Source organism: Comamonas terrigena NBRC 13299 (genome assembly GCF_006740045.1).
Lineage (GTDB): Bacteria > Pseudomonadota > Gammaproteobacteria > Burkholderiales > Burkholderiaceae_C > Comamonas > Comamonas terrigena.
On sequence record NZ_AP019749.1, the window covers coordinates 1 to 16,082 of the forward strand.

The 16,082-nt window shown below is 64.2% G+C and carries 5 protein-coding genes; 4 read left to right on the forward strand and 1 reads right to left on the reverse strand.

From position 1 onward, the window contains the following. From dnaA to gyrB, 3 genes are all read left to right on the forward strand, one after another. Complete coding sequence (gene dnaA, locus CT3_RS00005; RefSeq protein WP_066538365.1) at positions 1-1,407, forward strand: chromosomal replication initiator protein DnaA; 1,407 nt, start codon at positions 1-3, stop codon at positions 1,405-1,407. A 137-nt stretch (positions 1,408-1,544) separates the two neighbouring features. Continuing rightward, positions 1,545-2,666, forward strand: a complete 1,122-nt coding sequence (gene dnaN / locus CT3_RS00010) for a DNA polymerase III subunit beta (protein WP_066538367.1) — start codon at positions 1,545-1,547, stop codon at positions 2,664-2,666. Positions 2,667-2,816: 150 nt separating this feature from the next. Continuing rightward, positions 2,817-5,396, forward strand: a complete 2,580-nt coding sequence (gyrB, locus tag CT3_RS00015; RefSeq protein WP_066538376.1) for a DNA topoisomerase (ATP-hydrolyzing) subunit B — start codon at positions 2,817-2,819, stop codon at positions 5,394-5,396. A gap of 233 nt (positions 5,397-5,629) precedes the next feature. Here gyrB and CT3_RS00020 read toward each other — a convergent pair whose 3' ends face one another. Beyond that, positions 5,630-15,043: a retention module-containing protein gene (locus CT3_RS00020; RefSeq protein WP_141891718.1), complete on the reverse strand. Its 9,414-nt coding sequence runs from the start codon at positions 15,041-15,043 to the stop codon at positions 5,630-5,632. A gap of 597 nt (positions 15,044-15,640) precedes the next feature. Here CT3_RS00020 and CT3_RS00025 point away from each other — a divergent pair. After that, on the forward strand, positions 15,641-16,045 hold the full coding sequence (locus CT3_RS00025; protein WP_066538451.1) for a YkgJ family cysteine cluster protein: 405 nt from the start codon (positions 15,641-15,643) through the stop codon (positions 16,043-16,045). The last annotated feature ends 37 nt before the right edge of the window (positions 16,046-16,082 follow it).

Consider the following 16,082-nt stretch of genomic DNA (forward strand, 5'->3'; position numbering starts at 1 on the left):
ATGACCGAGGAACCCACCAACGACGCTGGCCAGGGCCTGTGGCAGGCCTGCGTCGAGCAGCTCAGCCAAGACCTGCCGGAGCAGCAGTTCAACACCTGGATCAAGCCCCTGACCGCCTCGGTGGCGGAAGACTTCTCCAAGGTCACGGTCTACGTGGCCAACCGTTTCAAGCTCGACTGGATCCGTGCCCAGTACGCGGGCCGCATTGCCGCGCTGCTGGAAGCCCTGTATGGCCAGGCGGTCACCCTGGAGTTGGCACTTGCTCACCGCGAGAGCGTGGTCCGGACCTATGTGCGCCCGGTGCAGGCAACCAGCGCTGCCGCACCCGAAGCCGGCACCCCGGCCACCACCCTGTCGGCCAGCGAAGAGCCGACAGCCCCGGTGTTCCGCACCCGCCTGAACCCGGCCCTGACCTTTGACACCCTGGTCGAAGGTACGGCCAACCGCATGGCCCGCTCCGCCGCGATGCATGTGGCGGGCTCGCCCGGCCACCTGTACAACCCCTTGTTCATCTACGGCGGTGTCGGCCTGGGTAAGACCCACCTGGTGCATGCAGTGGGCAACCAGTTGCTCAAGGACAAGCCGGACGCCAAGGTGCTCTACATCCACGCCGAACAGTTTGTGTCCGACGTGGTCAAGGCCTACCAGCGCCGCACCTTCGACGAATTCAAGGAACGCTACCACTCGCTTGATCTGCTGCTGATCGACGATGTGCAGTTCTTCGCCAACAAGGACCGCACGCAGGAGGAGTTCTTCAACGCCTTCGAAGCGCTGCTGGCCAAGAAGAGCCACATCGTGATGACGTCGGACACCTACCCCAAGGGGCTGGCCAACATCCATGAACGTCTGGTCTCGCGCTTCGACTCCGGACTGACCGTGGCCATCGAGCCGCCCGAGCTGGAAATGCGTGTCGCGATCCTGATCAACAAGGCCCGCGCCGAGAACGCCGAGATGCCCGAGGAAGTCGCCTTCTTTGTGGCCAAGAACGTGCGCTCCAACGTGCGTGAACTGGAAGGCGCGCTGCGCAAGATCCTGGCTTACTCGCGCTTCAACCAGAAGGAAGTGTCGATCCAGCTGGCGCGTGAGGCGCTGCGCGATCTGCTGTCGATCCAGAACCGCCAGATCTCGGTGGAAAACATCCAGAAGACGGTGGCCGACTACTACAAGATCAAGGTGGCGGACATGTACAGCAAGAAGCGCCCGGCCAGCATTGCGCGGCCGCGCCAGATTGCCATGTACCTGGCCAAGGAGCTGACGCAAAAGAGCCTGCCGGAAATCGGCGAGCTGTTTGGCGGCCGCGACCACACCACCGTGTTGCACGCCGTCCGCAAGATTGCGGGTGAACGCCAGCAACTGACCGAACTGAACCAGCAGCTCCATGTGCTGGAACAGACACTCAAAGGCTAATTTCCCGCCTGCGGGCCGGACTGCGGACCTGTGTCCGGGCCGGCAGGGGCACAATGGGGGTTTGGGCAGCAAGAGGGGGTACGCCACCATGTGCCGCTGGCCCAAACGCAGTCCCCGCATCACCATCAGAGGTTGACATGATCGTCCTGAAAGCCACACAAGACAAAGTTCTCGCGGTCCTGCAATCGGTGTCCGGCATTGTTGAACGCCGTCACACCCTGCCCATCCTGGCCAATGTGCTGATTCGCAAGACGGGCAACGCCTTGCAGCTGACCACCAGCGACCTGGAAATCCAGATCCGCACCACGGCCGAGCTCGGCGGTGACACCGGCGACTTCACCACCACGGTGGGCGCCCGCAAGCTGATCGACATTCTGAAGACCATGCCCGGCGACCAGACCGTGAGCCTGGAGACGCAGCAGTCCAAGATGATCCTCAAGGGTGGCAAGAGCCGCTTCACGCTGCAGACCCTGCCGGCCGAGGACTTCCCGCTGGTGCAGGAAGCCGCAGCCTTCGGCCCGGCCTTCAGCGTGCCGCAGAAGGTGCTCAAGGAGCTGCTGGGTCAGGTCTCGTTCGCCATGGCCGTGCAGGACATCCGCTACTACCTCAACGGCATCCTGTTCGTGGCCGAAGGCAACACGCTGAGCCTGGTCGCCACCGACGGCCACCGCCTGGCTTTTGCCAGCGCCGAGCTGGATGTGGACGTGGGCATCAAGCAGGAAGTCATCCTGCCGCGCAAGACGGTGCTGGAACTGCAGCGCCTGCTGAGCGATGTGGGTGGCGAAAACCAGCCCCGCATCGAGATGCAGTTCGCCAACAACCAGGCCAAGTTCACCTTTGGCGGCATGGAGTTCGTCACCAAGCTTGTGGAAGGCAAGTTCCCCGACTACAACCGCGTCATCCCGCGCAACCACAGCAACAGCATCACCCTGGGCCGCGCCCCGCTGCTGGCCTCGCTGCAGCGCACCGCCATCATGACCAGCGACAAGTTCAAGGGCGTGCGCCTGAACCTGGAGCCGGGCACGCTGCGCGTGGCCTCCACCAATGCCGAGCAGGAAGAGGCAGTGGACGAGCTGGACATCGACTACGGCGGCGACACCATCGAAATCGGTTTCAACGTGACCTATCTGATCGATGTACTGGCCAATATGGGCCAGGACATGGTGCAGGTCCAGCTGGCCGACGGCAACAGCTCCGCCCTGGTCACCATCCCCGAGAACGAGCGCTTCAAGTACGTGGTGATGCCCATGCGCATTTGATGTCACCGGGTCGCCCGGCCCGGCTGGGCGCCCCCTCAAAAGAGCGGCCGATCCTGCGCGGATCGCGCTCTTTTCCACCGTTAGTTCATTGAATTCAAGGCAGGGCAGGTGCAAACAGCGCCTGCTCTTGCAGCACAAGGCATTTCATCCATGACCGCAGAGAACCAGCCAGATCCCCAGAACCAAGCCCCTGCAGGGGCCGACGCAAGCGGCTATGGCGAAGGCGCGATCCAGATTCTGGAAGGCCTGGAGGCCGTGCGCAAGCGCCCCGGCATGTACATCGGCGACACCTCCGACGGCACCGGTCTGCACCACCTGGTCTTTGAAGTGGTGGACAACTCCATCGACGAAGCCCTGGCTGGCCACTGCGACGACATTCTGGTCACCATCCACGCCGACGGCTCGCTGTCCGTCATCGACAACGGCCGCGGCATCCCCACCGGCGTGAAGATGGACGACAAGCACGAGCCCAAGCGCTCGGCTGCGGAAATTGCCCTGACCGAGCTGCACGCCGGCGGCAAGTTCAACCAGAACAGCTACAAGGTCTCCGGCGGTCTGCACGGCGTGGGCGTGTCCTGCGTGAACGCGCTGTCCGTCAAGCTCAAGCTGACGGTGCGCCGCGACGGCAAGACCCACGAGATCGACTTCTCGCGCGGCTTTGTGCAAAACCGCCTGATCGAAGTGGTGGATGGCGTGGAAATCTCGCCCATGCGCATCATCGGCGACACCGACAAGCGCGGCACCAAGGTGCACTTTCTGCCGGACACCGAGATCTTCAAGGAAAACAACGAATTCCATTACGAGATCCTGGCCAAGCGCCTGCGCGAACTGTCCTTCCTGAACAACGGCGTGCGCATCCGCCTGAAGGACGAACGCGACGGCAAGGAAGACGACTTCTCCGGCGCCGGCGGCGTGCAGGGCTTTGTGAAGTTCATCAACGGCAACAAGAAGGACCTGGACATCACGCCCTTCTACGCCACGGGCAGCCGCCCGGCCGAAAGCTATGGCGGCATTCCCGGCACCGAGATCGGTGTCGAGGTGGCCATGCAGTGGAACGATGGCTACACCGAGCAGGTCCTGTGCTTCACCAACAACATTCCCCAGCGTGACGGCGGCACCCACCTGACGGGTCTGCGCGCCGCCATGACGCGCGTGATCGGCAAATACATCACCGACAACGACCTGGCCAAGAAGGCCAAGGTCGAAATCTCGGGTGACGACATGCGCGAAGGCCTGTGCGCGGTGCTGAGCGTGAAGGTGCCCGAACCCAAGTTCAGCAGCCAGACCAAGGACAAGCTGGTGTCCAGCGAAGTGCGTGCGCCGGTGGAAGACATCGTCGCCAAGACGCTGACCGAATACCTGGAAGAAAAGCCCAACGACGCCAAGAAGCTGTGCGGCAAGATCATCGACGCCGCCCGCGCCCGTGAAGCTGCGCGCCGTGCCCGCGAAATGACGCGCCGCAAGGGCGTGCTCGACGGCATGGGCCTGCCCGGCAAGCTGGCCGACTGCCAGGAAAAAGACCCGGCGCTGTGCGAAATCTACATCGTCGAGGGTGACTCCGCCGGCGGCTCCGCCAAGCAAGGCCGCGACCGCAAGTTCCAGGCCATCCTGCCGCTGCGCGGCAAGATCCTGAACGTGGAAAAAGCCCGTGCCGAGAAACTGCTGTCCAGCCAGGAAATCGTCACCCTGATCACCGCCCTGGGCACCGGCATCGGCAAAGCCAGCGCGGACAGCGGCAAGAGCAACGCCGACGACTACGACCTGGCCAAGCTGCGCTACCACCGCATCATCATCATGACCGACGCGGACGTGGACGGCGCCCACATCCGCACCCTGCTGCTGACCTTCTTCTACCGCCAGATGCCCGATCTGGTGGAAGCCGGCCACATCTACATTGCCCAGCCACCGCTGTACAAGGTCAAGAACGGCAAGGAAGAGCTGTACCTGAAGGACGGCCCGGCCCTGGACCAGTACCTGATGCGCATCGCCCTGCAGAACGCCAGCGTCACCACCGGCGGCACTGCGGCGCGCGGCATCGAAGGCGAGGAGCTGGAGAAGCTGGCCCACATGCACCTGGCCGCCGAAAGCGTGATCGAGCGCCTGTCGGCCTTCATGGATGCCGAAGCCCTGCGCGCCATTGCCGACGGCGTGCAGATCAAGCTCGACACCCTGGCCGATGCCCAGGCCTGCGCCCCGGTGCTGGAAGCCAAGCTGCGCGAACTGACCACCACCGGCGTGCCCGCTGCCGTGACGGCCGAGATCGATCCGCACTCGCAGAACCCCATCCTGCGCATCAGCCGCCACCACCACGGCAACATCAAGAGCTCCATCCTGACGCAAGAGTTCGTGGCCAGCCACGACTACGCCGCGCTGGCCGATGAGGCGCAGAACTTCGTCGGCCTGTTGAACGAAGGTGCCAAGGTCACCCGCGGTGAAGGCGAAAAAGCCAAGACCGAAAAGGTGAGCGACTTCCGCCAGGCCATGCGCTGGCTGATCTCCGAAGCCGAACGTACCACCGGCCGCCAGCGCTACAAGGGTCTGGGTGAAATGAATCCCGAACAGCTGTGGGAGACCACCATGGACCCCGCGGTGCGCAGCCTGCTGCAGGTCAAGGTGGGTGATGCCATCGAAGCCGACCGCGTGTTCACCATGCTGATGGGCGACGAGGTGGAACCCCGCCGCAACTTCATCGAAGACAACGCTTTGCGCGCCGGCAATATCGACGCGTAAGCGCCCTGGTGCACGGCAATCCGTGCCCCCGGATTGCACCCATGAAAAAGCCCGGCAGTGCCGGGCTTTTTTGATGGAAATGGATTGGTGGCCATGGAAGGCCTCCAGCTCCGGCAGGGCCCGCTGTGGCCAACGAATTGACCGCCAGCGGGACAGCGCCGCCGATGCCCCTGGCACCAGCAAGCGCCACCCCCTTGCCGCGTGCCCATGGCCGCGGCAAGGTTCTCCGTCGATCAGGTCTGATCCACCTTCAGGCGGCCATCGCTGAGCATCTGCTTGACCAGCTCTTCGGACGAGCTGCCCTGCAGCAGGTCCACGCCTTGCAGCGTGATCTGCTGGTCCACCTTGGAGATCAGCGAACCGGCATCGTCGCTGAAGGCGCCGTTGCTGGAGATGCGCAACACGGTGTCCTCGCCCTCCTTGCTGAAGCTCAGGTACTTGCCCAGGTTGTCGGCGTTCTCGTTCTGCAGCAGATCGGCCAGATCCAGTACATCGTGGCCGTTACCGAAGTCGGCCACGACGTCCTTGGCCGCCAGTGCCAGGCCCTCGCCACCGGCGTCGCCCTGCTTCCAGACAAAGATGTCATCGCCGTCGCCGCCGATCAGGGTGTCGTTGCCGGCCCCGCCGATCAGCACGTCATTGCCGCTGCCGCCTTCCAGGTGGTCGTTGCCTGCACCGCCGTGGAGGCTGTCGTTGCCAGCCCCACCGCGCAGCACATCGTCGCCCGCACCACCCAGCAGGGTGTCGCTGCCGGCCCCGCCGATCAGGTTGCCATGGCTGCTGCCCGAACCGTCCAGCACCACGCCCGAGCCGCTCTGGCTGCTCAGGGTCAGGTCAAAGCTGCCGGAGATGCTCGACGACACATCGCTGCCATCCACGGTATGGGCCGTGAAACCGATCTGCAGGCCGTTGGCCGATGCGTTCTGGTCCGTCAGCGCATCCTTGGCCTGGACAAAGCCCAGCTGGTCCATATCCGTCTGGGACAGACCGGTCAGCGTGTAGGTGTCCGTGGCCTGGTCGTAGCTGGCGGTGTGCAGGGTGCTGCCCACATAGAAGCTGGCGTGCTCACCCAGACCGGTCAGGGTCAGGGTCACCGTCTCGAGCGAGCTGTCGCCCGTGCCGGCGGACTGGCGGTCCTTCATGGCCAGGTTCAGGTTCAGCGCGATGATGTCGCCCTCGCGGCCGAAGGACTGTTCCACCACCGGCGTGTCGGTCTCAAAACCATCGGCCCGGGCAGCCACTTCCAGCTGGAAGGTCGCGGAGCTGACCTGTTGGTGCGCGGCATCACTGCCCTCACCGCTCAGCACACGCAGTGCCAGGTTTTCCACCGTGCCGCTCCAGTTCTGGGGCGCCTGGATGCTGATGACCGGCAGCTTGCCGCCATCGACCGGGATGCTCCAGCTGGAGCCGGTGTTGATGGCCTGCACCAGCGCACCGTTGGCGTCCGTGTAGTACACCAGGAAGCCATTGGGCAGGTTTTCCAGGATGGCGGTGTGGATCTGCTCGGAGCCGTCGGCGTCCAGCAGCTTGCCCGCGATATCCAGCGTGATGAGGCTGGTACCGGTCTGGTTTTCGCTGCCCTGGATGGTGCCGATGTCACCGTCCTTGTAGGGGGTGTTGGAGCCCACGTTGGTGAACTCGAAGCCGTTGTTGATCTGCTCCACCACCACGGTGCCACTGTCACCGTTGCTGTCGGCCCAGCCTTGCGAGCTGGTCCAGTCCGGCGCATTTTGCTCCTTGCTCTGGACGATCACTTCCACTTCCAGGCTGCCGTTGACGTATTTCTGCGCCGCATCGGGCTGGTAGTGCAGGCCCACGATGCTGGTGCTGCTGCCCGTCAGCAGCGCCTGCTGGGTCGCGGCATCCAGCGGCAGCTGGTAGCTGCCGTCCGCCTGCTGGACCAGCTCGGTCGTGCCGTAGAACAGCTTGCCGCCGCTGAAGCCATCGCCCTCGGTCAGCTTGATGGTCAGCGTGCCGTTCAGCAGCGACGGACCATCCACGCCGCGCGCGATGTCGATTTGGATCGCAATGTCGCTGCCTTCCTTCGGGCGGTCGCCGGTCGGGCTGCCATCGGCATCGGCTGCCGACAGCACCACGGCGGTGCTGACCCCATCGGTCTCGGGTGCCAGGGGCAGCGTGTCGTGGACCTTGACCACGGTCTGCTCGCCGGTGGAGACCACATGCCCGGCCATGGTGGCGTCGATCTGCATGCCACCGAAGTGGTCGTTCAGATCGGCCGGCGGTGTGACCACCACCTCGCTCAGCAGGGCCTGCAGCTCTTCGGTGGTCTTGGCCGTTCCGGAGATCAGCCACAGTTCCTCGGCGCCATCGCCGCCCACCTTGATGGCAGTCAGCGTGTGGCCGTCCTGGACGATGGTGGCGCCAGCCGGCAGCTTGAGGCTGAGCGTGAACGCCACATCCTGGCCGCTGGGGTTGTCGCTGATCGTCGCCTGGAACAGCTGGTCCAGGGTGAAGGCCGTGTCTTCCTGGCCGGTGAAATCCGGGTTGCGCGCAAAGTCCAGCTGCACGGCTTGGCCAGGCTGCCCGCCGCCGGTGAGGTCGGCCTGCAGCTCGTACTGCACGGAAGCGTTCGAGACGTTGCTGGCTCCTGCATCTTGGCTGAAGACTTCGATGCCGATCGTGGCATGGGCCTGGCCGGACAGTGCGGAGCCTGCCGTGAAGGACAGCTGCGCCTGGACGTCACCGCCTTGGACGCTCGCCTGGAACTGGGCCAGCTGCGAAGGCGTCACCTCGATCACCCACTTGCCGCTGTCCAGCTGGTGGGCCACACCCACCTGCGTGCCACCGATGCTCAGTCCATCGACCGTCAGGCCGTTGGGCACGCCGGTCACCAGCACCTGGATCAGGGATTCGCTGCCATCCTGGTCGGCCGAGCTCAGCACAACGCCCACCTGGAAGTTGCCTGTGCTCTCCAAAGTCACCAGCGGCACGGTGCCGGAGGTGTCGGTGTTCAGGCTGGCGCCACCGCTGGTGATGCCATCGAGCTGCAGACCCACCTCGTCGGTGACCGGGGTCACGTGCAGGTGGTAGTCCTGGGGTTCACCCACGGTGGTGACCGGGGCCACGGAGCCGTCGCTGGAGGCATCGGTCACCTCGTACTTGACGGTGAGCTTGAGATCCGGCGCATTGGCCTGGTTGTCGGCCTTGTTCTCGGTGATCGGCAAGGCCGTCACCTGACCGGCCTGGGTGGCATCCAGCACGTACCAGTCGTTGCCCTGGGCATCGGTGACGATCGCCACCGATGCGGAGTCGATGGGCTCGCCGTTCAGGAACAGCTGGAAGCCCTGGGATTCGAAGTCCTCGACCTTGATGTGCACATGGGTCAGGCTTTCGTTCTCGCCTTGCGGTGTCTGGATCGAGAAATCGAGCGCAGATTCACGGTCCTCGTACAAGGTGGCGTGCTGGTTGCCCACCGACTCGGGCGAAGGCGTGATGGTAGCCACCAGGGTTTCCGTGGCGTGGCTCTTCCAGTCGCCGTCGTTCTCGGTGGTGACCGGGGTCACCTGCACCGACACCGTGCCGCTGAAATTCTCAGGACCGGTGATGGTGATGGCCTTGAGGGCGGCTTCGGAATCCACGGCCCAGACGCGGTCCGCACCCGTGCCACCCAGATAGCGCGCGCCTTCCAGGGTGAAGCCTTCGGGCAGGCCGGTGATGCGGAAGCTCAGCTTTTCCGAACCATCGGTGTCCGCCTGCTGCACGCTCTGGATCAGATCGCCCAGCTGGATCTTGGCAGCGCCGCCGTCCAGGTCCGCTTCCGTGTAGGTGTGCGGCTTGGCCGCCACGCTGGCTTCGTCGGCCACACCCACGACCTTGACCGGCAGGTTCTGCGTCTGGCTCCAGGCACCGGTGCTGGTGTCGAAGCCCTGCAGGGCGTCGACCGCCTGGGTCTTCACCTCCAGTGCAAAGTCGGCATTGCTGTTGACCGGGGGGGTCACGCTCAGGCCGGCGCTGGTCTGGTAGTCGGTGATCACCACCGACCAGGATCCACCCTGCGACGTGACGGTGATGCCCGGCACGCCCGTGGTGCTGCTGGTGATTTCCAGCCCGCCGTAGTGCAGGCTGGCGCCGGCAGGAATCTGGGCAATGCTGACGTTGAAGGTTTCCGAGCCGTCCGTGCTGGACGGACGGATCGTCAATGCAATCGCCGTGTCTTCCAGGCCTTGTGCCGGTTGCACCGACAGCGCGGCCAGGTCGGCATCCGGCGCGACGTGGATGGTCAGGCTGCCCGCATCGGAGATGGCGGTATCGGCCACACCGGTCTCGGTGTCGTCGTCGTAGTCATAGGTCTTGGCCTGGAACTGGACCTGGAAGGTGCCCGCATCATTCAGCGGAGCCTGGAACGTGAGGCTGGACAAGGCCGACAGCGGCACCTCGATCGGGGTGCCCTGGTAGGTGGCGCTGCCTCCATTCCAGGTGAAGACGGTGCCGATGGCAGGGCTGCTGCCCAGACCGTCTTCCGACAGCTTCACCGGCGTCAGCAGCACGGTGGTGGTTTCGTCCTGGTCCTCGTTCTTCCAGCCGGCCTGGTTCAGCAGGTCCGTGGCTTCGATGTTCAGGTTGAACACCGTGTCTTCCTTGCCCAGGGCCGCATAGGTGTGGTCCGTGGTGGGCACGGTCAGGTCGGCCTGGCCGTTGTGGTCCGTATCGCCAGCGGCGGTGCTTTCGGCCACCGGGGTCACGGTGATCTGCACCGGCTTCTGCACCGTCACCTCATCGCTGGTGTCTGCACCACCCGTGACGTCGGCATTGCTGTCCACCGTGGTGATGGACAGCTGCACCGTGGCGTCCTTGCTGCTGTGTGCTGGCGGGGTGAGCGTGAACTGGCCCAGCGCCAACTCGCGGCTAGCTTCGGAACCTGCCGTGAACTCGATCACATAGGGGTCGGCAGTGGTGCCGGAGCCCGTGACCGTCCAGACCGCATCGCCGGCCGTGCCCGCAGCCGGCTGGCCGCTGAGCGTCCAGTCCTGCGGCAGCTCGAACTGCACCTTGGTGATGACTTCGGTGCCACCGGCCGTGCCGCTGTCGGTCACCCGCACGCCGGCGAGGAACGCGACTTCGGTGTCTTCTGCAATCGCTTGCGGATGGGTCACGACCACATCCCCGGCGACCGGCTCGACGTGCAGATTCAGGGTGACGGAATCGCTCAGCACCACGCCATTTTCCTGCGCCCCATTCGGGTCCAGGTCCTGGGCCTTGAGCGTCACCGTGATGCCGGTGATGTCGCCGCTGAAGTCCTTGGGCGGTGTCACGATGATGTCCGGCAGGCTGCTGGCATCCTTGCTGGTGATCTCCACCTTCACCACCTGGGTGGTGCTGGTGATCAGCGTGCCGTTGACCGTGCTGCCCACGGGCAGGCCCGTGACTTCCAGCCAGCGGTGTTCGCTGCCATCCACATCGGCCTGGGTGTTGCCATCGGCGCCGGTATCCAGGCTGACCTTCAACAGCGGTGTCAGGTTGTAGCTGCTGTCTTCCTTGACTGTCAGGTCGTGACTGTCCTTGCCGTCGATCTTCAGCTCGATCGGGTCGGTCACCGCATGCACCTTCACATCCACCGTGGTGGAACCCGTCTTTCCGTCTACGCTGCTGAGCTTGTTGCCGCTTTCGTCCACCTCATAGCTGGTCACTTTGACCGTGACCTTGAAGTTGGCGGCATTTTCCGCCGGCGGCAGCACCTGCAGAGCCTCGAATTCGGCGGTGGTCATCTGCAAGACGCCACTGGCGCTGGCGGTGTGGTTGCCATCCGTGAGCACAATGCTGACCGCGTTGCCGCTGGTGAAGGTGTAGACCACGTTGCCATTGGCATCCAGCAACTGTGCGCCTGCCGGGAAGCCGCTGAGCGTGATGGGACCCAGGCGCTCGGGGTTGTCACCGGCGCCGGTCCCGTTCTGGTCGCTCGCATCGCTGGTCGTCGGGGCCTTCAGGCCCAGGTGCACAGCGGTGTCTTCATTGGTGGTCGCAGCGGCCAGTTTGTCCAGTACCGGCGCATCGGCCACGGCCTTGACCTGTACCGTCACCGTCCCAGGGACCGGCGAACCATCGTCCCTGACGATCGAGTACTTCAGTTCATCGGCGGCATACTGGCCGTTGCCTTGCAGCTGGTTGCTGTAGTTCGCGCTGGGCACATAGGTGATGCTGCCGTCCTTGTTGACGGTGACCGTGCCCTGCAGGCCATGGCCTGTGGCGTACACCGTGCTGCCATTGGCACCCGGTGTGCCCTGCAGCACCGTGACGCCATCGGCCGCCAGAATGCGGATTTCGCTGGCCGCCACGTCAGCCCCCAGGCTGAACTTGTTGTCTGCCGTACCGGCGCCGCTGTCTTCGGTCACGGTAATGGTCTGGGAGGCGCGCTCCACATCGTCCACCACGCTGACCTGGAAGTTGCCGCTGGCGGTGTCGCCATCGCTGTCACGGGCCTCGAAGCTGATGGGCAGATCCAGCACATTGACCTGCTGGCCGTTGCCATCCACATGGTCCAGCGCACCCGTCAGGGTGAACTTGTAGCCGGCCTGGTTGGTGCCGGCGTTGGTGATTTCCAGGCGGAAGACCTCCGCGCCGCCCACACCGGCCGTGGCGATGATCTTGCCGTCCGCACCCAGGGTGATGACCAGGGCGGTGCCGTTGGAGCTCAGCCCCAGGGCCTGCAACTGGTCGGCCGTGGCCTGGGTGAAGTAGGCCTTGGCGCCGCTGGCGTTGTCGGCACCAAAATCCACCGCCAGGCTGCCCGTGAACACGGTCAGGGCGCTGTTGGCCTCAGTACCGGTGGCCAGGTTCTTTTCTGCCACTTCGGCATTGGTCGGGCTGCCGATGGTGGGGCCGTCATCGGTGAAGACCAGGTTGGCCCCGATATTGACGGTGGTGGTGTGGCTGGCCTTGTCACCATCCTTGTCGGTGATGGTGGCCGTGCCCGACAGCTTCACCAGGCCGTCCAGCAGGCTTTGCGTGTCGCTGCTGTAATCGCTGCTGTCCTTGCTGTCATGGTCGATGGCACCGGTCTGCACCAAGGTGACCTTGCCCGTGGCATCCACCGTCACACTGAACACCACCTTGCCGGTGGTTGCATTCCCGCCCGTGACGCCCACGATCTCGCCATTGGCCTTTTGGTACAGCAGAATGCTCTGGCCGCCGCTCTTCAGGCCCGAGTCCGCGCCGTTGTCCACGGCGAGCTTGTAGCTCCAGGCCACCGCACCCTTGGCGCCATCGGCGCCGTAGTCGGCGCTCTTGACCACAAAGACCGCTGCGAAATCCATGCTGGCCTTGTCCGGTGTTCCCGCTTGCAGATCGGCGTCATCGGTGGTCAGTGTGGGTTCGGCCGCGCCCACTTCCGTCACGATGGTCGGCACATCGTCAATCACCTGCACGCCCAGCGTGCCCGCGGTGGACACCGTGCCCGTGCCATCGGCGCCCTTGGCAATCACTTCGAGCGCAATGTTCTTGAGCGCATCGTTGGTGCCCTGGACTGATGCATGGGTCTGGGCCTGCGTCAGCGTGTAGGTGTACTGCACATCCCAGGCCACCTCCATGCCATCGGCCGTGGCCGTTGGCGTGAAGCCGGTGATCGTCAGCACGCCATGGCCGGCCACCGTGATGGCAATGCCATCCGTGCCCAGGTCTTGCAGATCGGCCAGCGAAATGGTGGTGCCGTTGATCTTGATGCTGTCCAGTCCCGAGCCAGCCGTCACCTTGAGCGTGCCGTGCGCGCTTTCGCTGTCGTCGGTGGTGCTGGTCAGGCCCTTTTCATTGACCGTGACCTGGCCCTTGATGGCGGCACCGTTGCTATCCACGACCGTGAGGGTGGGCTTGTCCACCACCGTGCTGCTGACGCTGGACTGGGTCGCGCTGATCTGCAGGTCTTCGAAGCCCTTGTTGCTGCCGCCATTGTCTTGCACGGCCGCGATGGTCGCAGTCAGCGGCTCGCGGTATTCCACCTGGGTGTCCACCAGCGTCGTCACCGTGAAAGACGGCGCTGCGGTTTGCCCGCCGGCAATGGTCACGGTGGGGGGCAGGTTGTTGACATCGGCGCCGTTGGCGGCCGCACCGCTCCAGTCCAGTGTCACGGTCACGTTCTTGCCTGCGGCCACGCTGACCGGATCGCCGTTGCCGTCGACCAGGCGCACGGTGTAGACCAGGGCGCCGCCCTCGAACACGGCCGATTGGTCCACGCTGATCTGCACATAGACAGGATCGCTGTCGTCCAGGATAGTGGTCTTCACCGGGGTGTCGTCTGCCACCAGGTGCTCCAGCGCACCGGTGGTGCCTGCATTGGCTTCGCTGATGGATTCGATGTGGTTGCTGATGCTGTCCGCTTCCAGGAACACATCATCGCGGTTCACCGCCACCGGGTCGGAGACGCCCGAGGCGCTGCCAGCGGCAATGGTGATCACCTCGCCATTGGCCAGGGTCACGGTGATGGCGTTGTTCGTGGTCACCGGCTTGCCGGCGGCATCGACCAGGCTGGCCGTGTAGGTGATGGAGCCGCCGTCTTCGGTGGTCGACGTGGTGGCTGTCAGCTGCACGGTCACCGTGTCGGCATCGTCCTGCACCTGGGTCGAGGTGGTGCTGCTGGTGTCCAGCGCCTCGTAATTGCCGCCTTCAGCCTGGGCAATTTCAAACTGCTGGCCTTGTGTGCCTTGCAGGTAGCCATCGTCAGGGCGGGAGTCGGTGAGCACCGAGCCTGTGAGCTCGCCCACCTTGATGGTGATGGTTTCGCCGGTCTTGAGCGTGATGACCAGATCCGAGCCCTGGGGCGCCTTGTCCACAGTGGCGGTGACCGTGATCTTGCCGCCTTCGGTCACCTGTGTATCGGCGCTGAGCACGATCTCGGTGGGGTCCTGGTCGTCCACCACATTGGTGCTGGTGGTGCTGGTGGTATCCAGACGGTCGTAGCCGCCGCCCGTGGTGGAACCGACTTCAAAGAGATGCTGGTCCGTACCCTGCACATAGGCATCATCCGTACGGGTGGGAATCTCCACCGAACCCGAGGTTTCGCCGACCCGGATGACGATGACCTCTCCGGTCCTGAGCGTGATGACCAGATCGCTCCCGCGGGGTGCACGGTCCACGGTGGCAGTCACGATGATCATGCCGCCTTCCGTCACCTGCTGCTGTGCGCTCAGGGTCAGTGTGCCTTCGTACAGCGGCGGCAGCGTGGTGCCGGCCGCACCGCTCAGGCGGTCTTCCACCACGTCGCTTGCGGGACGGGGGTAGGCCAGCGCCAGCGGTGTAGTGGCTTCCAGCACGCTGGCCAGACGCACAAAGGTGTGGTCACCACCACCACCACCGGCATTGGTTGCGGCAGTGGGATCCAGCTCGGCCAAGGGATCCTGGCCGTTGTTGATGGCGGCAATCAGGTTCTCCACTAGCGGATCGACCGCGGTGGGCACGGCGGCCTCCGCGGCCGGAATGTCTTCGAACACATCCGGGCTCAAGGCCACATCCTGGTTCTCGCCCAGGACCAGCGGTGGCTGCCCGTCGGCCTGCAGCACCACGGTGCTGCCCGAAGCGGTCACGACCTCCGCATCGGCGGGAATACGCATACCTTGGCGCAATGGCGTGAGATTGCCATCCGCATCACGAACCCAGGCCTGGCCTGTCAGCTGTGTCACCAGCACGGGAGTACTTGCCATCTATCACTTTCAATAAGCTCGAGGAACTGCCGCGAATACCTGGTCCGCTGGCGACTTAATATGCGCAATCCTAGGGAAATCCCCTTGCAGTCACTATTGGCGCCGACGCCAATGCCGCACCTTTTATGCAGCAGCAAATGTCAATCATTGTGTGAAATGCATGTAAAAGGCATAGCAGCAAAGATTCAGTGGGCGCATGAAAAAAGCCCATCGCATTCAAAAACGTCCAAACCCGCCCTGCGCCCTTGTAAGCAAGGGTTGCGCTCAAAGCCGTTGAAGTGGCCCGGCGCACTTGACAAAGATCAACGGCAGTGCGGTCAACCAGCGCAGTGAACGCTTGCCAGCAGTCGCAAAGTACGGTTCCGTGGTGGCACCAGCGCAGCGGTAACCCTGCGCCCGGCCCCTTCGGCCAATCCCGGTACCATGCCGCCTCCGGCATGCACGGCCCGGTGACGACGGAAAACACCGTTCGTTCCCTGTGGGCTGCTTGCACCTGCCCCAGAAAAATATCCCCATCAATTGATACGGAGTTGCAAGCCATGCGCGCACCGCATGCTCACTTTTTTGTGAGCACCCGGACGCTGGCTGCCAAGCCCTATGAAATCCTCCATCCGCATCGTGGACGTGGACCGTCTGGAAACCTGGAGCAAGTACAAGCCCGGCATGTGCGACACCTGCGCAGCCAACTGCTGCACCATGCCGCTGGAGGTGCGTCTGCCCGACCTGGTGCGCCTGGGCCTGGTGGACCCGTTCGAGGTCGAGCACATCGAACCCAAGCAGATCGCCAAGCGCCTGACCAAGATGCGACTGATCGACCACTTCAATCCCAAACACGAGATCTTCACCATGGCGCGGCGCGCCAGCGGAGACTGCAACTTTCTGGATGCCACCACACGCCGCTGCACGGTGTACGAGCAGCGCCCGGAGACCTGCCGCCTGCACCCCAAGAAAGGCCCCAAACCGGGTTTTTGCGCCTACGGCAACAAGAACGCCCGCCTCTGAGGCCTGTGGGACCTTTCCAGCCTTTCGTCCCGTTCCG

Coding starts and splice junctions, on each gene's coding strand:
- dnaA (WP_066538365.1), top strand. CDS start 1: ATGACCGAGGAACCCACCAACGACGCTGGCCAGGGCCTGTGGCAGGCC.
- dnaN (WP_066538367.1), top strand. CDS start 1,545: ATGATCGTCCTGAAAGCCACACAAGACAAAGTTCTCGCGGTCCTGCAA.
- gyrB (WP_066538376.1), top strand. CDS start 2,817: ATGACCGCAGAGAACCAGCCAGATCCCCAGAACCAAGCCCCTGCAGGG.
- CT3_RS00020 (WP_141891718.1), bottom strand. CDS start 15,043: ATGGCAAGTACTCCCGTGCTGGTGACACAGCTGACAGGCCAGGCCTGG.
- CT3_RS00025 (WP_066538451.1), top strand. CDS start 15,641: ATGAAATCCTCCATCCGCATCGTGGACGTGGACCGTCTGGAAACCTGG.